This window comes from Bacillus sp. 1780r2a1, from assembly GCA_024134725.1.
Taxonomy (GTDB): Bacteria; Bacillota; Bacilli; order Bacillales; family Bacillaceae_H; genus Priestia; species Priestia aryabhattai_A.
This window is the reverse complement of the sequence record CP099863.1, coordinates 2,857,581-2,880,931: the sequence shown is the minus strand read 5'-3', so window position 1 is coordinate 2,880,931 and position 23,351 is coordinate 2,857,581. Positions and strand designations below refer to the sequence as shown.

Annotated in this window: 26 protein-coding genes; 17 read left to right on the top strand and 9 right to left on the bottom strand. The window is 35.9% G+C overall.

The genetic code is table 11. The annotated features are described in order from the left end of the window. The first annotated feature begins 228 nt into the window (after nucleotides 1–228). The 13 genes from NIZ91_14470 to NIZ91_14410 all read left to right on the top strand — a co-directional run bounded on the left by NIZ91_14470 (nucleotide 229) and on the right by NIZ91_14410 (nucleotide 11,659). The gene (locus NIZ91_14470) at nucleotides 229–774 is read left to right on the top strand and encodes a hypothetical protein (protein ID USY53952.1); all 546 of its coding nucleotides are present in this window, start codon (nucleotides 229–231) and stop codon (nucleotides 772–774) included. Nucleotides 775–846: 72 nt separating this feature from the next. Continuing rightward, entirely contained in the window at nucleotides 847–1,275 is a 429-nt protein-coding gene (locus tag NIZ91_14465) for a transporter (protein ID USY53951.1), read from the top strand. A gap of 230 nt (nucleotides 1,276–1,505) precedes the next feature. Continuing rightward, nucleotides 1,506–2,132, top strand: coding sequence for an FMN-dependent NADH-azoreductase (locus NIZ91_14460; protein ID USY53950.1), 627 nt, complete (start codon nucleotides 1,506–1,508; stop codon nucleotides 2,130–2,132). 283 nt (nucleotides 2,133–2,415) lie between these two features. After that, nucleotides 2,416–2,913 (top strand): PTS glucose transporter subunit IIA, encoded by a 498-nt coding sequence (locus tag NIZ91_14455; GenBank protein USY53949.1) that lies wholly within the window; start codon nucleotides 2,416–2,418, stop codon nucleotides 2,911–2,913. A 37-nt stretch (nucleotides 2,914–2,950) separates the two neighbouring features. Beyond that, complete coding sequence (locus NIZ91_14450; protein ID USY53948.1) at nucleotides 2,951–3,778, top strand: PRD domain-containing protein; 828 nt, start codon at nucleotides 2,951–2,953, stop codon at nucleotides 3,776–3,778. A 232-nt stretch (nucleotides 3,779–4,010) separates the two neighbouring features. Next, nucleotides 4,011–5,396: a sucrose-specific PTS transporter subunit IIBC gene (locus NIZ91_14445; protein ID USY53947.1), complete on the top strand. Its 1,386-nt coding sequence runs from the start codon at nucleotides 4,011–4,013 to the stop codon at nucleotides 5,394–5,396. A gap of 88 nt (nucleotides 5,397–5,484) precedes the next feature. Then, nucleotides 5,485–6,432, top strand: a complete 948-nt coding sequence (locus NIZ91_14440; protein ID USY53946.1) for an aminoimidazole riboside kinase — start codon at nucleotides 5,485–5,487, stop codon at nucleotides 6,430–6,432. A gap of 361 nt (nucleotides 6,433–6,793) precedes the next feature. Further along, complete coding sequence (locus NIZ91_14435; GenBank protein USY53945.1) at nucleotides 6,794–7,057, top strand: hypothetical protein; 264 nt, start codon at nucleotides 6,794–6,796, stop codon at nucleotides 7,055–7,057. Nucleotides 7,058–7,089: 32 nt separating this feature from the next. Then, complete coding sequence (yidC, locus tag NIZ91_14430) at nucleotides 7,090–7,863, top strand: membrane protein insertase YidC (protein USY53944.1); 774 nt, start codon at nucleotides 7,090–7,092, stop codon at nucleotides 7,861–7,863. Nucleotides 7,864–8,092: 229 nt separating this feature from the next. Continuing rightward, nucleotides 8,093–9,289, top strand: a complete 1,197-nt coding sequence (locus tag NIZ91_14425) for a PD40 domain-containing protein (protein USY53943.1) — start codon at nucleotides 8,093–8,095, stop codon at nucleotides 9,287–9,289. A gap of 34 nt (nucleotides 9,290–9,323) precedes the next feature. Continuing rightward, nucleotides 9,324–9,824, top strand: coding sequence for a GNAT family N-acetyltransferase (locus NIZ91_14420; protein USY53942.1), 501 nt, complete (start codon nucleotides 9,324–9,326; stop codon nucleotides 9,822–9,824). 303 nt (nucleotides 9,825–10,127) lie between these two features. Beyond that, complete coding sequence (locus NIZ91_14415) at nucleotides 10,128–10,970, top strand: ATP-binding cassette domain-containing protein (GenBank protein ID USY53941.1); 843 nt, start codon at nucleotides 10,128–10,130, stop codon at nucleotides 10,968–10,970. A 2-nt stretch (nucleotides 10,971–10,972) separates the two neighbouring features. Further along, complete coding sequence (locus tag NIZ91_14410; GenBank protein ID USY53940.1) at nucleotides 10,973–11,659, top strand: ABC transporter permease; 687 nt, start codon at nucleotides 10,973–10,975, stop codon at nucleotides 11,657–11,659. Nucleotides 11,660–11,685: 26 nt separating this feature from the next. Here NIZ91_14410 and NIZ91_14405 read toward each other — a convergent pair whose 3' ends face one another. The 3 genes from NIZ91_14405 to NIZ91_14395 all read right to left on the bottom strand — a co-directional run bounded on the left by NIZ91_14405 (nucleotide 11,686) and on the right by NIZ91_14395 (nucleotide 14,120). Continuing rightward, on the bottom strand, nucleotides 11,686–12,546 hold the full coding sequence (locus NIZ91_14405) for a glycerophosphodiester phosphodiesterase (GenBank protein USY53939.1): 861 nt from the start codon (nucleotides 12,544–12,546) through the stop codon (nucleotides 11,686–11,688). Between the two features lie 141 nt (nucleotides 12,547–12,687). Further along, complete coding sequence (locus tag NIZ91_14400; GenBank protein ID USY53938.1) at nucleotides 12,688–13,314, bottom strand: class F sortase; 627 nt, start codon at nucleotides 13,312–13,314, stop codon at nucleotides 12,688–12,690. Continuing rightward, nucleotides 13,314–14,120 carry a DUF4397 domain-containing protein gene (locus NIZ91_14395; GenBank protein ID USY53937.1) on the bottom strand — a complete coding sequence of 269 codons (807 nt, stop codon included), beginning with the start codon at nucleotides 14,118–14,120 and terminating at the stop codon, nucleotides 13,314–13,316. Before NIZ91_14395 ends, NIZ91_14400 begins: the two co-directional genes overlap by 1 nt. Nucleotides 14,121–14,404: 284 nt before the next feature. On the opposite strand from NIZ91_14395, the gene NIZ91_14390 reads away from it, so the two are divergent. Beyond that, entirely contained in the window at nucleotides 14,405–15,295 is an 891-nt protein-coding gene (locus tag NIZ91_14390; GenBank protein ID USY53936.1) for a YitT family protein, read from the top strand. 257 nt (nucleotides 15,296–15,552) lie between these two features. Here the strand turns inward: NIZ91_14390 and NIZ91_14385 are convergent, their stop codons facing one another. Both NIZ91_14385 and NIZ91_14380 read right to left on the bottom strand, forming a co-directional pair. After that, nucleotides 15,553–16,005 carry a hypothetical protein gene (locus tag NIZ91_14385; protein USY53935.1) on the bottom strand — a complete coding sequence of 151 codons (453 nt, stop codon included), beginning with the start codon at nucleotides 16,003–16,005 and terminating at the stop codon, nucleotides 15,553–15,555. A 39-nt stretch (nucleotides 16,006–16,044) separates the two neighbouring features. Then, a complete protein-coding gene (locus tag NIZ91_14380) occupies nucleotides 16,045–16,821 on the bottom strand; it encodes a hypothetical protein (protein ID USY53934.1) in 777 nt (258 codons plus the stop codon). Between the two features lie 135 nt (nucleotides 16,822–16,956). On the opposite strand from NIZ91_14380, the gene NIZ91_14375 reads away from it, so the two are divergent. After that, entirely contained in the window at nucleotides 16,957–17,700 is a 744-nt protein-coding gene (locus NIZ91_14375; protein ID USY53933.1) for an alpha/beta hydrolase, read from the top strand. A gap of 40 nt (nucleotides 17,701–17,740) precedes the next feature. Here the strand turns inward: NIZ91_14375 and NIZ91_14370 are convergent, their stop codons facing one another. Then, entirely contained in the window at nucleotides 17,741–18,337 is a 597-nt protein-coding gene (locus NIZ91_14370; protein ID USY53932.1) for a DUF3885 domain-containing protein, read from the bottom strand. A gap of 283 nt (nucleotides 18,338–18,620) precedes the next feature. Between NIZ91_14370 and NIZ91_14365 the strand changes: the two genes are divergently transcribed. Continuing rightward, nucleotides 18,621–18,968 carry a hypothetical protein gene (locus NIZ91_14365; protein USY53931.1) on the top strand — a complete coding sequence of 116 codons (348 nt, stop codon included), beginning with the start codon at nucleotides 18,621–18,623 and terminating at the stop codon, nucleotides 18,966–18,968. Between the two features lie 12 nt (nucleotides 18,969–18,980). Here the strand turns inward: NIZ91_14365 and NIZ91_14360 are convergent, their stop codons facing one another. From NIZ91_14360 to NIZ91_14350, 3 genes are read right to left on the bottom strand one after another with little or no spacing between them, the layout of a single operon-like run. Then, nucleotides 18,981–20,114 (bottom strand): Ger(x)C family spore germination protein, encoded by a 1,134-nt coding sequence (locus tag NIZ91_14360; GenBank protein USY53930.1) that lies wholly within the window; start codon nucleotides 20,112–20,114, stop codon nucleotides 18,981–18,983. Continuing rightward, nucleotides 20,111–21,217: a spore germination protein gene (locus tag NIZ91_14355; GenBank protein USY53929.1), complete on the bottom strand. Its 1,107-nt coding sequence runs from the start codon at nucleotides 21,215–21,217 to the stop codon at nucleotides 20,111–20,113. The genes NIZ91_14360 and NIZ91_14355 overlap by 4 nt, the downstream gene beginning before the upstream one ends. Nucleotides 21,218–21,226: 9 nt before the next feature. Then, the gene (locus NIZ91_14350; GenBank protein ID USY53928.1) at nucleotides 21,227–22,648 is read right to left on the bottom strand and encodes a spore germination protein; all 1,422 of its coding nucleotides are present in this window, start codon (nucleotides 22,646–22,648) and stop codon (nucleotides 21,227–21,229) included. A 133-nt stretch (nucleotides 22,649–22,781) separates the two neighbouring features. On the opposite strand from NIZ91_14350, the gene NIZ91_14345 reads away from it, so the two are divergent. After that, nucleotides 22,782–23,183, top strand: coding sequence for a secondary thiamine-phosphate synthase enzyme YjbQ (locus NIZ91_14345; GenBank protein USY53927.1), 402 nt, complete (start codon nucleotides 22,782–22,784; stop codon nucleotides 23,181–23,183). Nucleotides 23,184–23,351: the final 168 nt, after the last annotated feature.

The window sequence follows — 23,351 nt, the reverse complement described above, 5'->3', positions numbered from 1 at the left end:
ACATGAATCATTCTACAATATAAATAGGTCAAACGATAACATTTTGTCTTTTCCACCTTTTTGCTAGATTTTTAAGGTAGATAGGACTAAATCTAGCAACCTTATCATAGAGATTACTATATAAAGAGATAATTTAATTAATTACTAATTACTAGTAAATTTAATAGATAAAAATGAAAATTGAGTGAAAAAGCGTCTTATATAATAGAGAAAAAGGAGGATTAGCTTATGGTTTGGGGCGTGGTTCTTGTAGGCTTATTTATTTGGTGTTCTTGTTACTATACCGTGTGTCACCATGGTTATATATCAACAAAAGCTGGTAATTTAGCTGCCGTATATACAGCAATGAGTACAAGCTTTATAACTGCTTTTACGATGTTTGTATTGGTGGAAGAAACGCTTATGTTCTCAAGTGTTTGCGCTGCTTGTGCTGGTATAGGGGTAGGGTGGTTTATTGCAATTCCTTTCACGGTGAAAACAATTATAGGTAGTGTTGTTAGCGGTACTATTGCTAGTTTCAGTTTTTATACAATCCACGTCTTTTGGTCATATAGCAGTGAATTTTTATGGGCAATCTTTATTCTAATCTCTCTAGTAGGAAGCAGCCAGGCTCTTTTTAAAATTTTAAAAGAAATTCCTATGTTTGAATCAGTTTTTGTTAAGCGTTGTATTCAACACCCTCTTGTGTTAACCCCAATCTTTGTTTTAATCTTTTTTGTATATCAATTTATTGAGCGCTACATGCCGCAATATGACCCTACTCGAAAAACCTAGTTTGTGGATATTCACCTATTCAAAAAGTGAAGCATATAGTAATTTACATGCACATTGGAAAGGAGAATATATATGTATCGATATTATTATGATCCCCGCTTTCAAATTATATTTCCTGGACAGGGAGGGCAAGGTTTTCCACCGAGACCACCAGGACAGGGAGGGAGTTTTTTACCACCACCGCCACCACCACCAGGCCAAGGGGGCGCACCAGGGTTTCCTCCATCTTCTGGCCAGAGTGGTCCACCAACAGGTCCACCGCCAGCTTTTACACCTCAATTAGCTTCTTCAGGAGGGCCATCTCTTTATGCAGTAGATCCTGGGTCAATAGCAGGTTGTCTATATAAGTATACTTATATTTGGGCAAAAGGCGGGCGTTCATATTGGTTTTATCCAACATATGTTGGTCGTAAATCGGTAGCAGGATATCGCTGGACTGGATTTAACTGGATATATGCTGGAATTGACTTAGATCGAGTGAATGAATTTCAGTGTTATTAAAAAGAAGAGCGTTACATTCGTAACGCTCTTCTTTACTATGTAGACAATAAAGAAAATTCTTCTGTTACTCTTTGAATAAGAACAGTAATTACATAAAATAAAAAACTTATTCAAACGGTTGACGATTAGAAAATAGAATCATATAATATATCTTGAATCCGAGATAATTAATCAATCAAAAATCTCGAAATAAAGATAAATCATTTAAAGGTAAACAGGAGATGAGAACTATGGCAAACGTATTGTATGTAAAAGTAAATCCACAAGTTGATGAAGCTGCCTTCTCAACAAGATTGGCTAAAGCATTTTTAGATGAGTATCAAACAGTGAATCCAAGTGATACAGTAACAACAGTCGATCTTTATAAAGAAGGCGTTCCTTTAATTGATTCTGATGTGTTAAGCGCTTGGGGGAAAGCAGGAGCAAATCAAGAACTAACAGCAGATGAAGCAGTAAAAGTTGAGCGTATGGGAGCACTATTAGAGCAGTTCTTACAAGCTGATAAAGTAATTTTTTCAGCACCGATGTGGAATTTAAGCTTCCCACCACTTATGAAAGCATACATTGATAACATTCTAATTGCGGGAAAAACGTTCAAGTACACTGAAAGCGGACCTGTTGGATTAGCTACTGGAAAGAAAGTAGCCCTATTAGAAGCACGCGGTGGCATTTATAGCGAAGGCCCGGCTGCAGAACTTGAATTTACACAGAAATACTTCCGCACTGTTATGAGCTTTATTGGCATTCAAGATGTTGATTTAGTTGTTGCAGAAGGTATGGCTTATACACCAGCAGAAGCAGATCAAATTTTAACTAATGCAATAGAAAAAGCAAAAAACGTGGCGAAGACATTTTAATAAGCAGTGAAAAAAGAGTATGGTAACTATCCTACTCTTTTTTTATTTCAGTAAGTTAAATTAAATTCAATATTATTCCAGTTGAAGAACTTTTTTATTTACAATATATCGTAGGCATGTTTAAATAATGAACATATTTATCTCAATATCCTAATGTAATAAGGGGAGTCTTATATACAGATTTTGGGGACATAGGAAGAAGGTTCTTCTTAATAAAGTTGCGTTTTTCAAAGTTAATAAAGGGGTATGCTACCAATAAAATGATAAAGGAAAGGTGATTGACATGTTTAAAAAACTTTTTGGCGGTAAGACAAAATCTAAAGAAACAGTAGTAACAGCACCAATGACTGGGAAAATTCTTCCATTAGAGCAGGTTCCAGACCCGGTGTTTTCTCAAAAAATGATGGGCGATGGATTTGCTATTGAACCAACGGATGGACAAGTAGTATCTCCAGTGGCAGGAGAAGTAGTTCAATTATTCCACACGAAGCATGCTGTTGGATTAAAAACAGAAGCAGGTACAGAAGTACTTATACATATTGGACTGGAAACAGTAGCAATGGAAGGGGAAGGCTTTGAAGCGCATATTCAAGCAGGCGATAAAGTAGAAGTAGGTACACCTCTTATTACTTTTGATTTACCATTAGTAACAGAAAAAGCGAAAAGCATAATTACGCCTGTTGTCATTACAAATAGCGATGCAGCAGATTCATTTGAAATTGTAGCAAGTGGCGATGTTCAAAAAGGACAAACTCAATGTGCGAAAGTGACAATGAAATAAATTTGTCACCTTCTTCCTGCTGAGGAGGAATAACCGGTTGAAAATATTTAAAGTACTAAACAACAATGCAGCTGTTGTAAAAGAAGGGAAAATTGAAAAGATTGTAATGGGGCCGGGAATTGCCTTTCAAAAAAGTAAAAATGATATTTTAAATAAAGCCAAAGTTGAAAAAGTTTTTGTGATGAAAGAAGAAAATGAAAAATTTCAGGAAATATTAAAAAGCTTACCTGAAGAGCATATTCAAGTAGCAGAAGAAATTATTTCATATGCAGAACAGCAACTAGGCGTTACGCTTAGTGATCATGTTCATATTGCTTTAAGTGATCACTTATCATTCGCAATTGAAAGGTTATCTCGAGGAATTGTCATTCAAAATAAACTGTTACATGAAATTAAAGCACTGTATCGTCCAGAATATGATATTGGTGTGTGGGCGATTGAACAAGTTTCCAAACGTTTAAAAGTTCAAATGCCAATTGATGAAGCGGGCTATATCGCTCTTCATATTCATACAGCTAAACTGCATACATCCAATATGGAACAGGTAATGATGAATACAACAATCATTAACGAAATGATTGAGATTATTAAAGAAGAACTTGAGCTCAAAATTGATGAAGAGAGCATTTCCTACCAGCGATTACTCACTCATTTGCGCTTTGCGCTAAATCGAATTGCTGAAGATGAGCCTTTTCATTCAATGGATGAAGAAATGCTGAACATGCTGCAAACTAAGTACAAGCGTGCTTACACATGTGCTTTAAAAATTGGAGCATTTCTAAAAGCTGAATATGATATAAATTTTCCACCTTCTGAACTTGGCTATATTACGCTCCATATTGAAAGAATTGGCCAAAGACCCTAAAAAAGTCTTGACGAACAATGTCGAAATAGATACAATGAAAGCGTATTAATTGAATAAGCGGGATTGTGACTGGTTAAGCAGGCAAGACCTAAAATGCGTAAAAGATGTATGCACTGCGGTTGTGCATATGTATTTGAATGCGCGTTTTAGGTCTTTTTTTGTTGTCATCGTGCATGAGGCTAGTTAAGTCGCAGAAACTATAGTAAAAACAATAAATAAAGGGGGAATTCGCATGGATGTGAAAGAAATTGCGAAAAAGCTTGTTCCGCTTTTGGGTGGAAAAGAAAACGTTGTCAGTGCTCAGCACTGTGCGACACGCTTGCGTTTAGTTATTCGAGACGAAAGCAAAATCGATCAAAAAGGTTTGGATGAAATAGACGATATTAAAGGTGCTTTCTCTAATTCAGGACAATTTCAAATTATTTTTGGCACAGGACTTGTTAATAAAGTACATGCAGAACTTATGAAAGAGCTAGGCGTAGAGCACCAAAAAGCAGAAAAGCCAGCAGATCATCAAGAAGAAATGAAGAAAAAGATGAATCCGTTCGCAAGGTTCGCTCGTATGCTTTCAAATATTTTTGTTCCAATCATTCCTGCCATTGTAGCAAGTGGTTTATTAATGGGTCTACTTGGAATGATGAAAGCATTTAAGTGGGTTTCAGAAGATAGCTCACTGTTTATTTTACTGGACATGTTTTCGAGCTCAGCATTTATCATCTTACCAATCTTAATAGGGTTTTCAGCTGCTAAGGAATTTGGAGCCAATCCATATTTAGGAGCCGTAATGGGTGGAATATTAACCCATCCAATGCTATTAAACCCATGGACCTTAGCAGATGCCAAGCCTGAATATATGGATTTCTTAGGATTGAGTATCCCATTGATTGGCTATCAAGGTACGGTTGTACCGATTTTACTTGCGATTTATGTAATGAGCAAAATTGAAAAAGGTTTGCGTAAAGTTGTTCCAAATGCAATTGATTTACTAGTAACACCATTTTTGACGGTTATTGTTACAGGATTTATCTCACTGTTATTTATTGGGCCATTTGGAAGATATATTGGTGATTTGATTTCAATTGGTTTACAATCAATGTATGATGTAGCCGGTGTATTTGCTGGTATTGTGTTTGGTGGTTTGTATTCTACGATTGTATTAACAGGACTACAACATAGTTTTCATGCAATTGAAGCGGGCCTTCTGGCAAATCCTAATATCGGAGTTAATTTCTTATTACCAATATGGGCATGCGCTAATGTTGCACAGGGTGGCGCCGGCTTGGCGGTATATTTTAAAACAAAGAATGCAAAAACAAAGAAAATTGCAATTCCAGCCGCTGTTTCTTCGTTTCTTGGCATTACTGAACCAATTATTTTTGGTGTAAACTTAAAGTTACGTAAACCATTTATTGCAGCAGCTATAGGTGGTGCTGCTGGTGGTGGATATGTGGTACTAACGAATGTTGTTGCAAACGCATACGGTTTAACAGGTATCCCAATGATGGCTATTGCAGCTCCGCTAGGAATGAGTAATTTAATTAACTATATTATTGGAATGGTCATTTCAGTAGGGGTAGCGTTTATTGTTACGTGGTTTATGAAATTAGAAGAGGAATAAAGAAAATGAAAGAAAAGTAGGAGTAAAACAAAGGTTCATTTTACTCCACTTTTCTTCATTTGTATCATAAGGAAAGAGAGGGAGAAAAATGAAAAATGGTGTTATTTCATTAGGAGAGGCATTAATTGATTTTATTCCATTAGATCATACGAATCTTACATATCAAAAAAGCCCAGGAGGTGCGCCTGCCAACGTGGCGGTAGGAGTGTCAAGGTTAGGGTTGAAATCTACATTCCTTGGAAAAGTTGGAAATGATGTATTGGGTCATTTTCTAAAAGATACGCTTGACGAATACGGCGTTGATACAACAAATATGCAGCTTACGGATGAAGCACGTACGGGAGCGGTTTTCGTTACGTTAGATAAAGACGGTGACCGCAGCTTTAATTTTTACATTGACCCAAGTGCAGATCGGTTTTTACACGAAGCAGAAATTGACGAAGAGCTATTTAAAGAACATCGAATTCTTCACTTTGGAACAATTTCAATGATTAGTGAACCTTCACGCTCTGCTACTTTGAAAGCTGTAGAACTGGCGAAGAAGAATGATGTTCTTGTGTCATTCGATCCTAATGTTCGTTTAACGTTGTGGAAAGATGAAGAAAAATTGAAACGAACAATTGTGGAGATGCTTCCAAAGGCAGATATTGTAAAGCTTTCAGAGGAAGAACTTACTTTTATTACTGGAAAAGAAACGATTGAAGAAGGATTAGAAGTGCTAAGCCATTATGCTATCCCGCTTTTAATTATTACATTAGGAGCAGACGGCAGCCTTGCTGTATCTTCTAAAGCAAAAGTAACTATTTCTGCTATGAAAGTAAATGCTGTTGATACAACAGGGGCAGGAGATGCCTTTGTGTCTGGGATGCTTTATTCTATTAATCAATATAATGGTCAGCTTTCAAACTTAACGGAAGAAGAACTTACTTCTTTTGGACGCTTTGCAAGTGTTTCTGGAGGATTAGCAGCTTCAACAAAAGGTGCGATGACAGCATTACCTACAATTCAAGAAGTTGAAAAGCTTCTTGTAAAATAAAAAATAAGCTGGGTCATAAGTAATTCAGTCAATGATAAACCTGAACGATTGAGAGTTTCTTACTTTTAATTATTCAGGTTTATTTGTTAGTTGTGAAAACAGTTTGAGAAACAGGGGAGAATGGCAGTAGCGCAATGGAACGAACGTGTTCTGACAAGGTAAAGATATAAGAAAAGAGAGTGTTCGTCTTTTGGAAATTTGTTTTGTGATGTCCCACACTCTGTCTATAAAATATAAGCCTTGGTGAAACTTTTTCACAAATAAACCGTAGAAGATAAAGACGTACGTATTGTGTCAGCACATTGTAAATGCTACACTACTAGTAGATTCATTAACTACAGTTTAGAAAGAGAGTAAACATATGGATTTTTATCATGATTTGTTTCTATATGTTCCGTACTTAACTGCCCTTATGGCTTATGTAGTCTGCTATTATATGCTTCGGGAATCGAGGTATGTAGCGGTACGTACAGAGGAGCTAAGAGAGTCCACTTGCATTCAAACTAGCGTGGCAGTATTTGCGGCATGGAAGCGTTTGAAGACGCTTATTCATGTATATAGAAAAACACCGGTAAAAGAAAAAAACACAGATGAAGAAGACCCTTTCCTTCTTGTTTTCGCTTAACGTAATCATTTAAACAATTAGGAGGAAAGAAAATGAAACGACATTATAAATTATTAGCAGTTTTAGGAATGGTATTAATTGCACTAGCAGGATGTAGTACACAGAATCCTGTTACGTCTACAAGCGGCGGGTTTTGGGATCACTACTTTGTGTATCCTTTGTCTCTTGCGTTAACAAATGTAGCAGAATTTCTTGGTGGTAGTTATGGATTATCTATCATTGCTGTCACAATTATTATTCGTCTAGTTCTACTACCTCTTATTTTAAAGCAACAAAAAAGCACTATGGCTATGCAAGCATTACGTCCTGAAATGGAAGCTATTCAAAAAAAATATGCAGGTAAGAAAGATCCTGAAACGCAGCAAAAGCTTCAAAAAGAAATGATGGCGTTATATCAAAAGCACCAAATTAATCCTTTAGGCGGATGTTTGCCTATTTTGATTCAAATGCCAATTATCTTTGCGTTTTATAACGCTATTGCACGTACAGAAGAAATTGCACAACATTCATTTTTATGGGTGAGTTTAGGTGCCCCAGATCCATACTTTATCTTACCAATTGTTGCAGCTGTTACGACATTCTTACAAATTCGTGTAAGTATGACCGATGAAATCCAGCCTCCAATGAAGATGATGATGAACATTATGCCAGTCTTTGTACTAGTTGCTGGTTTTACACTTCCATCCGCTTTAGCTCTATATTGGGTTATTGGTAACTTATTTGGTATTGGACAAGGTTATTATTTGAAAAAGAGAATGACGTTATTAAAAAGCAAATCAGATACTAAACCAGCTCCTACTAAGTAACTAAAAAAGGCAGTCGTATGTATATACGACTGCCTTTTTGTTTTGGGTAACAACATTTTGGTTGTGAAAAATATATAAATTGGATTCACTTACATACTTTCAAGGTATAACAGCGAGACTTCTTAAACAGAAGTCTTTTTTACAGTTTTTTGTCATGAGATGTTTGAATTTGTGCAAGGATAAGAAGAAGTATATATGAGAGATAAATTTAATAAAAAGGAGTGACAAGATGAGACGCTTTTTCTTATGCTTCTTCATGATAGTATTACTTCCAAACACAGTTCAATCAGCTTCTAATTTTAAGGTGAGTTTTATTCGAGATGGTGACGTGTGGATTTATGAAAGCGGAAAAGAAACAAAAATTCCTTCAAGCAATGAGGCAAGTGAACCGGTTTGGTCAAAGGATGGTTCCTATATCGCCTATAAAAACGGAAAATCGTTGATGGCCGCTAGCGTAAAAGGTAAGCAAACCGAAATTGAAAAGAATGTACAAAGCTATCAATGGTCACCAACTGGTATGGAGTTAGCTTACATATCAAACAACATTTTAACTATTTATAACGTTAAGCAAAAGAAAAAAAGCCATGTAGCCCTTGGTGTTGATCAATTTTCATGGTTCCCAGACGGTGAAAAATTTTTAATAACGGAGTCCGCGACGCTATCACCGAGAGGTTGGGGAGCGGTTAAGTTATATACAGTTGAAAAAAATGCAAACTTAGATATAAAAAAGGTTGAACCTTTTGCAACCTTGCCCCACCCCAGCGACTCCTTTTTTGCTTATACAACGAGTGAATTTAAGTGGTCAGAAAATGGCCATTGGATTAGCTTTTTAGCTATTCCGACAGCTTCTATGTCAGCGGATGGAAACACGCTATGCGTCATAACTTCTGAGGGCAAAGCTTTTCAAACAATCGGTACAATGCTAAACGTATCAAATTGGTTTAAATGGTCTCCACATCAGCAAGAGTTAGCTTTTATTAACGGAGAAGGTCGAATTGCTACTGAAAATAAAACGTTTACTTTAAAAGAAATGCCTGTTTTTAAAGAACATATCTTTACTCCAAAAGGGTTTGCTGATTGGGACTTTACATGGGCGGCGGATAAGAAAATTATTATTTCAAGAGTACAGGAATCGGATTGGTCAAACGACGTTAAGAAACGGCCGCTTCCCTCACTTTATACAATTAACTTATCAAAAAACGAGCAAGAAAAATTAACCAATCCTTTAAAAGGCTGGGGAGATTATGCACCAACATATATAAATCACTCTAAGCAAACCTTATGGATACGTACAAATCGCAAAAGTGCCAACATTATGTCTGGTAGTACCAAGCAAGAGAAAGCACTTATTAAAGATATTGATGTGCCCGCTAATTATTATGATTTATATCGGTGGAGTGATGTTTTCACTGTATACGAGCCCTAATATGTAAGAAAATAAGCGAAAACCAGGTGAGGATATGAACATTCGGTTATTAACGAAAGAAGATGCAGATATTTATTGGGAGCTACGTTTAACAGCCCTGCGAGATCATCCAGAAAGTTTTGTTTTAAGTTACGAAGAAGAATGTGAAAAAGAAGTGTCAGATATTCGCAAGCAGTTTCCTACGCTTGAAGATGAGTTTATTGTGGGAGGTTTTCTTGATGATAAACTGGTTGGAATTGTAGGGTATAAAAAACAAAAGCCTTTAAAAGTTCAGCATAAAGGAGAGGTTTGGGGAATGTACGTAGCTCCAGAAGCGAGGGGGATGGGGCTTGGAAAATCACTTTTAAAAACAGTTGTTGAACAAGCTTCAAAATCAAAAGAGCTGCTGCAAATCTATCTTGTAGTGGCAGCTAATAATCCAGGCGCCAAAGCTCTGTACACATCTTTAGGATTTAAAAGTTATGGATTTGAAAAACAAGCTTTACACGTAGATGATAAATTCATTGATGAAGAACATATGGTTCTTTATATGTAGAAGAGGAAAAGGGGCGGAGACATAAGCATTGCAGTGAACTAGGTATCCAAGTGATTGCGAATGAACTTGCAATCATTTGGGTATTTTTGTTTGCTTTGAAAATAAGTTAACAAGCGAGTGTTTGCAGCGTAATGGAACGAACGTATTTCTGCCACTTACTTATGTTAGAAACGTCATAATTCGCCTCTGAGAGTTAATTTTCTTGTCTAAAATTGTATGTGAAAGCACTATTTATGTAGTAAATATGCTACTATTTAACTAACCATATTTATTACATGTTTTACTAAAGGAAGGACAAGTAAAATGGAAACATTAATTCAATTGAAAAATGTCTCAAAATCATACAAAAAGCAAACGGTACTAGAAAATGTCCATACAACTTTTCAAAAGGGAGAAACAGTAGCCATTGTCGGCAAAAACGGTGCCGGAAAGAGTACGTTATTAAAGATTTTAGGAGGGTTAATTAAGCCAACTAAAGGGAGTGTAACAATTGATTCCTGCGTTGGATTACCGGCATTTGTGGTAGAACAATTTCCTCAAGAACTTCCATTTCGACTTCAAGATTATCTATTCCATATGGGGCGTATTCAGCAAATCTCGAAAAAAAAGCTGCTTTTAAAAATTGAAGAGTTGCTCGAGACCTTTGACATGACCGAGTATAAGTATGAAGAAATTACATCTTTTTCAAAAGGGATGAAGCAAAAAGTCAACATGATGCAAGCAATGTTGGGATCTTCAGAGCTTCTTCTTCTTGATGAACCGTTATCTGGTCTAGATGCCAAAGCACAGGTTGATGTTGAGAAAGCGTTTCGTCGATTAAAAGATCGAGGGATGACCATTATTTTTACTTGTCATGAAGAAAGGTTAATTCAAGTAACAGCAGATCGAGTAATTACCATTGGTGCCCAAAAAATACTTCGAAGTCAGCGTATTGAGTCTATAGATAGGCTTGCTGTTATTGAAGCAGACTTTATTATAAATAAGCCGATTCGAGAGCTCAAAGGGAAGTGTGCTAAAGTTGAGCAGCACGGTAGCCGTTATACGCTTTATATTAAAAAGCAAGACATGAACCAATTGCTCAAAGAGCTAATCGAGGTACGAGCAGATATTCATCGGATAGAAATTATTGAAAGGGAAGACTATTAGAAATGATTGCATTAATACGATATCATTACCTTACGTATTTAAAGTCATACCGGTATATTCCGCCATTGGCTTTATACTTAATCTTATTAATTATTACCTATACATACACACCGAATCCAATACTAGATAGTTTCTATAATACTTCTATTTATTTATTCTTTACTTTCTCATGGGTTACAATTTCATTCATGCATGCAGAAAATAGTAAGCAAGAAAGAATTACAAGGCTACATGTAAGAAAAAAATCAGTTTATTTTATCAGTAAACTAATCAGTATTGTAGTAATGGCAGTTGTTCTAAGCGCTGTTTCAATCATATACCCAATCGTCTTTAATATGTTTTCTTCAATGCCCACTGTTAAAGAGCAATTGTTTGGATATTTTCTGCATTTGGTAAGCTGCTTAACAAGCATGAGTGTGTCATTGCTATTTACTCGCCATATGCTTCGCACGGGTAATCTTTCATGGTTTGGACCAGTTTTTGTGTTGGTGTTAACGCTGGCAGTAGCTGGTGTTCCTTATCCTTATGAAGGTTTGCAAATGTTTATTTATTTATTGCCACCAATAGCAGCCATGATAAATTTTATTAGTGAGGATTCCTATGTGTGGGTTGGCTTTTGCTGGGGAATAGCCTATTCGGCTATAGTAATAGGTTTTTATTTATCACTTGTCCGTAACCGAGATATTTAACTTTACCAAATAGTCTAAAGCCCCTTTTACATAGGAAAATTATATGTAAAAGGGGTCTTTTTGTAAGGATGAACAGCTTGATATAAACGGTCAGGATAATTCGTGAAAATACCGTTTACACCCCATTGAATTAGCTTTTTCATCTCTTTTGTATCGTTTACTGTATAAGCATGAATGTCTAGTCCATATGCTTGAACCGTTTTTATATAGCTTTTTGTTAATGTCTTCGAACTTGGGCCGATTCCATCAGCGTATCGATGAATGTTCTTTAACTGATTCGGCGTTAATAAGCCTTGTCTATAGGAAACTAATTGAATGAGCATAATAGAAGGTTCTAAGTGGTGAAAAGTGCGCAGACTTTCATCACTAAACGATTGAATAATAAGCTGTTGTTTATTTATATTGTACGTATCTAAAAGAGTCATTAGCTTTTTTTCCATACCGGGATATTCATGAGGTGATTTTGTTTCAATATAATAGCGAATGTCGTTTCCAAACGTAGCAAAAATTTCGTCAAGTGTTGGAATATAAGCTCCTTTTCGTTTAGTAGAAAACCAGCTTCCTGCATCTAAAGCCTGAAGTTGCTTTACAGTTTTATTTTTCACATATCCTGTTCCATTCGTTGTACGGTGTAGGGCATAGTCATGAATGGCCACTAGTTGCCCATCTTTAGACATATGAAGGTCAATCTCAATATAGTCACTTTTCATTTTTTGTGCCAGCTTATAGGCTTCTATTGTATGCTCTGGTTCATGGCCAGAAGCTCCGCGGTGGGCAATGATAAGCGGGTTTTTTTCAGCAGTAGTACCCACGCTGGCGTTACCAATAAAAAAAGCAACTCCCACTAGGCACGTAATTAAAAGTACAATAAGCCATTTATGCTGCATATGATAGCCTCCTGTTCATCTGCTTTTATTTTATAGTAGTAAGGAAGTGCATGTAAACGAAGTTTTCGTATTCATTAGTATGTCCGATAGAACAAGATGTTTTCATGGATATAGTGAAAAAATCATAAAAGGAGCCAATGCTTATTGAGCATTGGCTCCTTTAGTATCCTGAAGTTTTGTATAAACAACAAGACGTTCTTCATGTGTTTTATTTTGTCTATCGAATAATCCTGTACATGTAATTAAATTAAGTTGATGATCAAATGTTGGTCCAAAGATTTCTCGTAAAGGTGCATCTTCACGAGGGTAGGCTTCTTTATTGGTAACAACAAATGTAAGCACATTACCTGATTCGTCGGATACAAAAATTTCATCGCCTTTATCAAGTTTATGAAGGTTGTAAAAAACTGCGGGTCCTTCCTTATCATCAACATGTCCAGCAATAACAGCATTTCCTTCATTACCAGGCTTTGTACCAGGTTCAAACCATGCCACATCGTTACCGTTATCAGGAACCCCCATTTGTCCGTCATTTGTTAAGCCGGTTTTTTCAATCGGCGCTTGAATGCTTAACTTTGGTATTGTAAGCTGAGATGGGGCAGAAACATTAACTGACGCTTGTGGAGGCGAACTTGTTAATTTTGTTTCTGCCATTTTTACTTTTTCAGGCTCTGGTTGTGCAGTAGTTGTGACTGACTGTGCTGAGCAACCGACTAACCCTAAAAAAGCTGTGCATATAACTGGTAAAGCCCATCTCATGTTCTTCATTAATTCTCGTAGCCTTTATGACGACGAACAACAAAGATAGCAACCGCTCCAATTCCTAATAGAGTTAATACAGGAAGAAGAGAATCATTTGATTGCTCAGAAGCTCCACCCATACCTGTTTTTGGCATTTCAGAAGGCATTGCTGTGTTGTCTTTTAAGACAATTGGCTCAAGGTTATCAGCAGTATTCACAGCTAAAACTGTATATACTGTATTTGCTTCTAAGTTTGTACCTGCAAGATCTAATACTTTTGTATTACCGTCAGCAGTTGTTACTTCTAAATCATACGTATCAGCGTCAACTTCTGAATAATCTGTTACTTGTTTAAATGATGCGTTTTCAAAAAGTGTAGGGCCATTGACAACGCCTACATTTACGGCCGGAGCATCAGGAGAAAAGTGGCCTACACGTACTTTGGCTTTTCCTTCTGTTACATTCATATCGTCTTCAAGTACTTTCAATTCTAAACTAGCCACTTTGTTAATTGCAGCTACAGTATAAGCTTTTCCGGCTTCAACTGTTAAGCTTGTAGAAATGACAGCCTCTTCTTTTCCTTTTGTGCCAGCAGCATAGATGTCAACTTTATGTTCACCAGAAGGTAAAGTTAAATAATCAGTAGCATCTTTAAAAGCCGCACCTTCAACAGCAGCTTTTCCATCAACATATACGTCAACTTCAGGTGCATCTGGTGAAGCATGAACAACACGTACCATTGCGTCATTGCTTGCAGCTGATGCGAAATTTCCGGTAAAAGCAAGTAATAAAACAGCCATTAAAGAAGCAATACCAACTTTAATTTTTTTCATTTGTTTCATTCTCCTTTTTTGTATACTTTTTGTTTAACATTTGCGCAAATGTTGTACACATATTTTATACCCAATATGTAATTTTGAAAACTTTTAAACTGTTTTTTTAATTTGAACATTTTTTGAAGGTAAAAAATGTCTATACAACTCTGCAATTGTTATCATCTACAAGTTTCTCCAATATATTCATGGTTTAATGCGCAAGAAGCGAAATATAATAAATAAAACAAAGTAAAATATTCAGAATGTTATGATAAAATTTATAGAAAGGAGTGGATGTGCCAATGTTACCAGTTGAAGAAAAAAAAGTGAAAGTAGTGCATCGATCTTTGCCACGCAAGATGATTATTAAGCGTGTGTTACTAATTTTATTTGGCGCTATATTAATGGCGGTAGGTTTAGAATTTTTTCTAGTACCTAATAAAGTCATTGATGGAGGCATTGTTGGAGTGTCTATCATATTGTCTCATTTAACAAGTTTAAAGCTTGGAGCGTATATTTTTGTACTAAATTTACCTTTCTTTTATATAGGCTATAAGCAAATTGGCAAAACGTTTGCTTTATCAACTCTTTTTGGAGTCAGCATTTTATCTATTGCTACATACATTTTTCATCCACTGCCTGTGCTAACAACTGATCCACTTTTAGCAACGGTTTTTGGAGGTATCATTTTAGGTATTGGGGTAGGAATTGTAATTCGGTACGGTGGCTCTTTAGATGGCACAGAAATTCTCGCTATTTTATTTAACAAGAAAATGCCTTTTTCTGTTGGAGAAATTATCATGTTCTTTAATCTATTTATTATAGGAAGTGCAGGGTTTGTGTTTGGGTGGGATCGTGCTATGTATTCGTTAATGGCTTACTTCATTGCTTTTAAAACAATTGATATTGTTATTCAAGGGCTAGACGAGTCAAAATCTGCATGGATCATTAGCGAACAATACGAACGAATTGGTGAAACCATTTTAGCAAGGTTAGGCAGAGGAGTAACGTACTTAAAAGGAGAAGGAGCATATACGGGTGATGATAAAAAAGTAATCTTTTGCGTTATCACAAGGTTAGAAGAAGCAAAGCTAAAAGAAATTGTTGATGAAATTGATTCAACTGCCTTTTTCGCAGTAGCAAATATTGCTGAAGTAAGAGGAGGAAGGTTTAAGAAAAAAGATATCCACTAAGTATAAAAAAGGCTGGGATACAACTAATTGTACTCTTCTCAAAGACAAATCGTGGCGTTTTACAATAGTTAGGTTGGAGCCTCAGCTTTCCTTCTAGTTCTCGTGGGAGTGGAATGCCTTACTCTCCATTCCACTAGTTTTTAAAACGATCTTTTAAACCAACTTAATAAAAACATCCGAACTATCAAAAGTAGTTAACTTGCGATAGTTCGAATAGATAGTTGGCAGAAATAATTATGTTTCACCTTCTTTTTGCTCTATGAAAGAACTGCTAATCCCTTAGAGAAGTTTGTTTTTAATATTTTAATTACATGATCTGTTTGTTCGGGTATACACTCTACGATTAAAATCACTTCCGCTCCTTGCGCTTGTTTACTTCGCTTTTTAACAAATTTATAATAAATAAAGTTAATTAAAAAGCCAATGATAAATCCTGAAGCAGCACCAATTAACCCCCAGTATATAGGTCCCCATGTTAAGATAAATCCAACGCTTGCGCCTATAACTGCAAAAGCTGTTGCCAAGCCAGCAGCGATGTCAAATAGGCTAATACCGTCTGATTGATGAATGCTATCAAAAATTAAAAATTGGTCATCTTTTATTTCCAGTGGGATGGCTAAAATTTGGCTTTTAGGAATGCCACTGCGCTCCAATGCTACAATGGCAAGTTCTAAATAAATTGAGTGATCGAAAGTAGAGAATACTTGCATAATGGGCTCCTTACTATATCGAGATTTAGCATATAGAAGCTATAATCGCTGTTTTAATGAAAAGCGGTATTGTTGATAGTTTTGTGAAAGAAAGTCAGCTTGTTCACGATCATATAATTTATTGTTCTCAATGGTGTTAACATAGGCATCATAGGAGCTAAAACCGTATATAGAAGGAAGGAATAAAAGCCATTCTATATTTAAAACGCTTGTTGAACTTGGGATGTCTCCTAAAAAAAGAAAATGAACTGCCGGAAGAAATTGTGATTGATAAAAAAATACGACTACCCAAATTAAAGAGAAGAAACCTATGATAATTCGGTGAATATAAAGTTGACCGGCGCCTGGCATCAGTATGGACCACATGACAGCTACTAGAGGGCGGCGTTTATCAAGGTAATTGACTTCTAAAGCACCCATTTTAAAGGTATCAAAAGGCTCGTTTTGGTGTTCAGCCAGCACGTATACTTTGTTTATGTCGATGGTTGTGCGGTAGCTATCCCAAATGGCAAATAGATAAACAGGAATATATAAAAGCGCCCATCGAGTATCCAATATGGTCTTGGCTTCTTCTACCCTACCGGTAAAAGAATATACCATCGCAACATTAATATTGGCATGGATATTTGTATAAACCTCCCAAATGAATAAGAGCAGTCCCGTGATGTTTTTAGATAACAAAAGGTGACCGAAACCTGGAAAAGCAGCAGACCACCAGGCAATAATATAAGGGTTTCGAAGGTGGAGTTGAGTTGTGCCAAACAAGCTAACATGGGCTTTATGTCGCTTGTGCGTTTGGTAAGTAATATGCTTCATACAGAATTCCTTTGCTGGTTAATTTGTTTTATTGTTCCGTAGAACCATTATTTTCATTCATAAAGGTGCATTTTTGCTACAAGATAATGTAAAGTTGAATGTTCCATTCGGTAGTATAAAGAAAAGAGGAATTTTATGTTTAAACGATTACTTAAAGTACTAGTAGTAGGAGTTTTGGTTTTACTTGCTGTTTTGATAGCATTCTTTGTCATTTGGACACAGTTTGATTATAAGCATTCTCAAGAAGTTGAAAATTTAGGCGTTTCAAAGCAAGCGATACAAAAAGATGGCTACCTACTCTTTCAGCCAAGTGACAATAGTGATATAAAAGGTGGCTATATTATTTATCAAGGCGCAAAAGTAGATGCAATGGCATACGGTTACTACGCACAAGAAGTTGCAAAACAAGGATATCTAGTAGGCATAGTAGATGCGCCTTTTAATGTTAGTTTCTTTTCAAGTAACAAGGTAAAAGAAATTATGAAGGAATATCCTACTATTGATAATTGGTTTATCGGAGGCCATTCTTTGGGAGGAGTTGTAGCCAGTTCTTATGCGTATAATCATCAAAGTAGGATAAAAGGTCTTATTTTGTTGGCTTCCTATCCAATGAATAAAAATGATTTTTCAAACACGAATTATCCAATTCTATCCCTAACAGGTGAAAGAGATGGTTTATCAACGCCCAATAAGATTTCAGAAACAAAGCATTTACTTTCAAGGAATGCCAAAATAGTGGAGTTAAAAGGAGCAAACCATGCGCAGTTTGGTCTATACGGTGAACAAAAAGGGGATAATAAAGCAACGATTTCTCCTCAAGAACAGCAAACGCAAATGGTTCAACACACGGTTCAGTGGCTTAATAAGCAAATAAAATAAAACAAAGCTGCTGTATCTATTCATAGATACAGCAGCTTTGTTAGCTTATTGGTGAATGTTCAGTAGCATCCATATCCAAAATCCATTCTTTAAACTTTTCTTGTAGTAACCCAAGCGAACGTTGATTATTAGATACGACATCTAACGCTCGATCATCATAGAGATGAAAAATGGTTCCTTTGCTTACATTGATAATGTAACATTCCTCTTCAATCGCAGGTTGGATATGTAAATCGCGATTCGCAATAGATTGTAGTAACTGTTTTTGCTTCAAGTCAGTTGGCTTGCATGCAATAGCATACTCATTTTTAGTTGATAACAGCTGTACGCTTGTCTTTCTTAACCGAGAGCGAATAAATTTTTTCATTAATATATCAGTGCGCTTTAGAAAAGATAGTTCAGTTTTTGGAGATGGCGAACGAAATACTACGATGAGCTCATCCTCTTCATCATGAAGTGCTTTAAAAATTTGGTATGTGCGTTTATAAACATTTTTCATATACCCTTGTTCCCACACGCGCTTTTGATTTGTTAGCTTGAATCGAATACCTATTGGTGCATTGTAAAAAAGCGGTTTTTTCATTTGGACATTAGGAAATAAGTGAGATAAATATGATTGTAAAGTAACATTGTTCATACGCAACACCCTATCTATTCGTAAAGTTTTTACGTTATTATTGACTCAAGTTTAGCATGAAGTTAATTGGAAATGTGGAGTGCAAACCTGATTTAACGGAAAGGTAATGAAACTGTTATATTTCCATTCAAATTCTTATAAAAGAAAGGTGTTTTTTACAAAGCTGTCGTATTAGTAACGTAAATACTTTTACGTCAATCAACCTTCATAAAAATAACATGGCAGAGCATTTTTGCTCACGCAGAATTTCACTTGATAATAGAGTTAACCATATGAAAAGTAGGTGAAGATAATAAAAAAACAAATCTTGCTAGTCGTAGGCGTTACGTGCTTATTATTTGTGCTCATTTTTTATAAGACTATTTTTCAAGAAGGAAATCCGATACCTTTAGCAGTTGGTATAGCAAAAATGAAAACAGGAAATGAAAAAGTAGTTCAAGTTTCAGATAAACCAGAGCGGTACTTAATTCACTCGGATGATTACCTGTCGTTTATTAAAGAAATGGATAAAAAAGGTGATACCTTTCAATACCAGGAAGATGAGTTATTTTATTTTGATCGAGAGGAAAAGCGAACTTCTTTTGAAAGAAAGTCATATACAAATCACTATATGATCATGGAATTAAAGTAAGACAGCGGCTCATTAGCCGCTGTCTGTTTTTGCTCCAAAATCTTCAATTGTAACGTTAATATGATAATCAATAGTAGAATTTGAAAAAATAGTGTCCCATTCTTTTCGATGTTTCTTCCAAAATGAAGGGTGGTTAATTCGTACATATTCTCTAAATTCAATTGCATCTGCTTGATAGTCATTTTGGAGTTTTTGAACTATTTTGCTTGTATCTGATTTTATAATTTTTTCGACATTTTTTTCAATATGGTTAATAAAAGAAGGGGAAAGCTTCTGGTCAGAAGCATCCCAATCTTCTGATAGCCTTCCAGATGTCTTTACGTAGACATCAAAATGAATGCTATGGTCGTTTTTAACTTTGGTTTTGACTTTTTGTTTAACAGAACCAATTTCAAACGAGAAAGGATACCTTCCATGCTTGCCGTACACGATCCCACCTTGAATATCCCCTCTTAACCAACTAAGTGCTTGTAAGTCGTTTTGAGATAAAAATGCGTATATCTTCCTACCTTTAATTAAAGCTGCTCCGTTTAACTGGATGTCTTTTTCTAACTTTGAAACACGTTGTACTAAAAAGCTTTGGTCCGTTTCTAACTTAGCTGATATTTCTCCTAATGATAAAGTGGGAAGTATTTTATTGGTTCGATATCTATTTTCAACTAAATCATATATGACATTAACCGGTGGAGTATCCATTCCTTTAATCGTTAAAATATCCTTTGCTTGGCCATTTGTAACAAAAATAAGGCAGCTTCTGCGGATTTCATTATCCCTAGCAAGCTGATCCATCAGAGCGTCTAATTTAAAGGTCTTCCCAGCTTGTTCACCAAATACTAAAATACGCTGATGCTGACTGAACAAAGGGTCTTGTTTTAATGCAATATCTCGTGTAATTTCATGTACTGTGGGTCCTTTAGTGACAATGTTTTTATACGGTGAGGACGAGGACGATGACATCCCACCTCGGTCTGGAGATACAAGAGTTTGGTGAGTGAGCATAAGGTTATGCTGATCCGTCTTTTCGTTTACCGTGTCTAATGAATCAATACCAACGCCAATGACGAGTGAGAGTTGTTCAATATTACGGTGCCGAGAGCAACCCACTAATATAATTATCATCATGATGAGAGCCAAGTACTTATTCATATCTTCTTCACTCGTTTCTTAATTAGCATAATGGGCCCTAAGAAAAGTGGAACTGCAAGAAATACAATTAAAAAACCCCAGCCTAAAAGGTCAGCAAACGCAATAACGTCTCCGGCTGTTTTAGGGAGAAGTGAGCCTACTACAATGATAACTGCTAGAGTTACACGAATAATAGCGGACTTCTTTGTGGAATTCTTTTTTAACATCATGGTAATTCCTGAAAAAGCTAAAAAATTAAACATCTGAAACGTTAAAAAAAATTGTAACAGCCAAACTGTGAGCAAGAAAAGCTCTAAGCGTTCAACAAAGATCCCTTTTACTTCATGAGACTGAACAAATGCAATAGTTGGATAAACAATCGTTTTAACTTCAGGTACTGTTAAAGCGCCAACGACAAGAATATAGGTAATAATATAAAGGGTAAGGGGAATCCCAAATCCTATGAGAGCTATCTTTCGAATTTGCTTTTTATTCTTTAGATATTTTGGTAAAAACAAGATTAATTCTGCACCTACAAATGAAACAGAAACTGTTGTAAATGCATTTAAAATTGGATGAATCCCATCAGCTAAAACGGGTCGAAGATTTGAAATGCTAACCATATTAACGCTAAAACCATAAAGGGCTAATAAGATAATAATAGTAAAAGGAAAAAACAAAGCCATCATCTTACTAATTGTATTCATACCACCTGTTAGCGTATAGAGTGATGTGAGCATAAACGTAATGATGATTACTCCCAAAGGAACACTTTCAAGAAGGTAAAATTGAATCATTTCCGACATAGCTCGAATTTCAAAACTTGATACAGCGGTAAAATAAGTAATGGCGAAAAGATTAATAATACTGCCTAAAAATTTGCCCGTTACTTCTTTTGAAAATTCATATAGCGATTGAATTTGAAAAGATTTTATCATCCAAGCAAGCAAAATAATAATTAAAGAGAATAATCCCCATTCAACTAGTAAAACAATCCATCCATCTGCATTATTTGTTTTTTCAGTAATAGAGCGTGGCAGCGTTAATAATCCTACACCGAGCATCGTACATGAAATGGTTGCTATTGCATAAAAGTTTGATAGCAGCTGATCTTGTTGCTTCATAATGCCTCCTTATCTCTTCGTTACATTTGCTTTTTTAAAGGGTAAGCGTACGTAGGAATCTTTCCATGATTTACTGTTTTTAGCGTAAAAAGGTTTAAAATATTCCATTCCAAAACTTTCAAGCTTTGTTAAATGTGTAACTAATATAAGTAAAAAAAGAGTGACTCCGTATAATCCCAAGAATGCTGCAATAATCATTGAACCAAATCTTAAAATTCGAAAAGATAAACCAATCCCATATTGAGGAACGGTGAAAGAAGCAATTGCCGTAACGGATACGATAATAATCATGACGGAACTTACAATATGAGCTTCTACAGCTGCTTGTCCAATAACAACTCCTCCTACTAATCCAACGGTTTGTCCGACAGGTGTTGGAAGGCGAAGCCCGGCTTCCCTTAGTAATTCGATGGTCACTTCCATTACCATCGCTTCAATAAAAGGTGAAAACGGCACGTCTTCTCGCGTTGCTGCAATTGTAATGGCAAGCTCGGTTGGAAGCAGTCCTTGATGAAACGATACAAGGCTAATATAGATAGCTGAGAAAAAGAGCGTAATGAAAATTGAAATATAGCGAAGAAGGCGTAAGAGAGAACCTGCCAACCATCTTTCATAATAGTCATCTGGTGATTTCATAATCATGTCAATTGTTGTTGGTACTAATAGAGCAAAAGGTGAACCATCTACAAAAATTGCAACTCTTCCTTCATTAATAGCTGCTAAAACGCGATCGGGTCTCTCCGTATTTTGGACTTGGGGAAAAGGGGAGTACGGAGCTTCTTCGAGAAATTCTTCAATCATTCCAGAATCTTGAACATTATTAAGGTTAATGTGTTGAAGCTTTTCACGAACTTGATTCACTATATGAGGTTGACATTGCTTTTTATGAAAAACCATTGATGTTCGATGGAGCTGTTCTTCTCCTATAAAAACATCCTCCACGATTAAGTTTGCATCACTGGCTCTTTGCCTTAAAATACCGATATTTTCTTCTAAATTCTCAATTAATGCAACCTTTGGACCGCGCACTACTTTTTCAGTTGTTGGTTCACTCCATGTACGCTGTTTAGCCATTGTCATGTTTAATGAGTAGGCTGTTGTACGATTATGAATAAATAATAAAGGTTCTCCTTTGAAAAAAGAAGTGAGAGCTTGCTTGTATGTGTAAATCTCAGTACTTTCAATTGTTGAGATAAAAGAATCCCAACGATCTAGTGTATTGACTGGAGAGGAGGTTTTAGACTGAACCATCTTTTCTGTTAGTTGATTCAGCTTTTCGCTATCTACAAGTCCTTGTAGATAAAGGATATAAAAGAAATCAGTAGATGAAATCCATAGCTTTTTTGAAGCTATGTCACTGCTGTCACCTGCTAGTTCTAGAAATGTCTTAACCACATACTCTGTATCTCGTTGAAAAGTTGAATTGAGCAAGTCTTCACCGCCTTTATGTCATTAACCGTATATTGAATTCAGTAGTAAAAAACAGTACGATAAAAAAGAATATATACTAGTCTTTGCGAGTTCAGTAGATGTTATGCTAACTAACAAAAAAGGAAGTGAAAACATGTTACATTCATTTAAGATTCAAACGAGTAGTCGTGATGAAATGGTTGATGTGACAAGTGAAGTAAACGCGGAAATCAAGAGAAAAAAAGTGAAAAGCGGAGTAGTCACGGTGTATTGCCCCCATACAACTGCTGGTATCACAATTAATGAAAATGCAGATCCAGATGTAAAACGTGACATGATTAGAAGGTTTGATGAGGTATATCCTTGGATTGATGAAAAAGATCAACATTTTGAAGGAAATACAGCAGCCCATTTAAAGGCAAGCACCGTCGGTTCTTCACAGCAAATTATTATTGAAAATGGAAGTCTATTATTAGGAACGTGGCAAGGGATTTATTTTTGTGAATTTGATGGCCCTAGAAATCGTACATGCTACATTAAAATTCAAGCGGATTAAAAGAAGCGCTCACTAAATCGTGAGCGCTTCTTTTAGCACGTCTTCTTTTTTTAGAATTTTTGTTATAAAACAAAAGGAAAACGATATATATGTTATATAACAGAAAAAGGGAGAGATATTTTGTGGAGCAAATTACAATTAAAAAAGAAACAGAACAAGAACAAAACG

Bases quoted from the DNA above. Each gene is read 5' to 3' on its own strand.
- NIZ91_14390 (USY53936.1), top strand. From the start codon at position 14,405: ATGTTACCAGTTGAAGAAAAAAAAGTGAAAGTAGTGCATCGATCTTTG.
- NIZ91_14400 (USY53938.1), bottom strand. From the start codon at position 13,314: ATGAAGAACATGAGATGGGCTTTACCAGTTATATGCACAGCTTTTTTA.
- NIZ91_14405 (USY53939.1), bottom strand. From the start codon at position 12,546: ATGCAGCATAAATGGCTTATTGTACTTTTAATTACGTGCCTAGTGGGA.
- NIZ91_14395 (USY53937.1), bottom strand. From the start codon at position 14,120: ATGAAAAAAATTAAAGTTGGTATTGCTTCTTTAATGGCTGTTTTATTA.
- NIZ91_14440 (USY53946.1), top strand. From the start codon at position 5,485: ATGAAAAATGGTGTTATTTCATTAGGAGAGGCATTAATTGATTTTATT.
- NIZ91_14355 (USY53929.1), bottom strand. From the start codon at position 21,217: ATGAAGCAACAAGATCAGCTGCTATCAAACTTTTATGCAATAGCAACC.
- NIZ91_14420 (USY53942.1), top strand. From the start codon at position 9,324: ATGAACATTCGGTTATTAACGAAAGAAGATGCAGATATTTATTGGGAG.
- NIZ91_14445 (USY53947.1), top strand. From the start codon at position 4,011: ATGGATGTGAAAGAAATTGCGAAAAAGCTTGTTCCGCTTTTGGGTGGA.
- NIZ91_14410 (USY53940.1), top strand. From the start codon at position 10,973: ATGATTGCATTAATACGATATCATTACCTTACGTATTTAAAGTCATAC.
- NIZ91_14415 (USY53941.1), top strand. From the start codon at position 10,128: ATGGAAACATTAATTCAATTGAAAAATGTCTCAAAATCATACAAAAAG.
- NIZ91_14385 (USY53935.1), bottom strand. From the start codon at position 16,005: ATGCAAGTATTCTCTACTTTCGATCACTCAATTTATTTAGAACTTGCC.
- NIZ91_14425 (USY53943.1), top strand. From the start codon at position 8,093: ATGAGACGCTTTTTCTTATGCTTCTTCATGATAGTATTACTTCCAAAC.
- yidC (USY53944.1), top strand. From the start codon at position 7,090: ATGAAACGACATTATAAATTATTAGCAGTTTTAGGAATGGTATTAATT.
- NIZ91_14435 (USY53945.1), top strand. From the start codon at position 6,794: ATGGATTTTTATCATGATTTGTTTCTATATGTTCCGTACTTAACTGCC.
- NIZ91_14380 (USY53934.1), bottom strand. From the start codon at position 16,821: ATGAAGCATATTACTTACCAAACGCACAAGCGACATAAAGCCCATGTT.
- NIZ91_14360 (USY53930.1), bottom strand. From the start codon at position 20,114: ATGAATAAGTACTTGGCTCTCATCATGATGATAATTATATTAGTGGGT.
- NIZ91_14460 (USY53950.1), top strand. From the start codon at position 1,506: ATGGCAAACGTATTGTATGTAAAAGTAAATCCACAAGTTGATGAAGCT.
- NIZ91_14370 (USY53932.1), bottom strand. From the start codon at position 18,337: ATGAACAATGTTACTTTACAATCATATTTATCTCACTTATTTCCTAAT.
- NIZ91_14455 (USY53949.1), top strand. From the start codon at position 2,416: ATGTTTAAAAAACTTTTTGGCGGTAAGACAAAATCTAAAGAAACAGTA.
- NIZ91_14375 (USY53933.1), top strand. From the start codon at position 16,957: ATGTTTAAACGATTACTTAAAGTACTAGTAGTAGGAGTTTTGGTTTTA.
- NIZ91_14470 (USY53952.1), top strand. From the start codon at position 229: ATGGTTTGGGGCGTGGTTCTTGTAGGCTTATTTATTTGGTGTTCTTGT.
- NIZ91_14465 (USY53951.1), top strand. From the start codon at position 847: ATGTATCGATATTATTATGATCCCCGCTTTCAAATTATATTTCCTGGA.
- NIZ91_14345 (USY53927.1), top strand. From the start codon at position 22,782: ATGTTACATTCATTTAAGATTCAAACGAGTAGTCGTGATGAAATGGTT.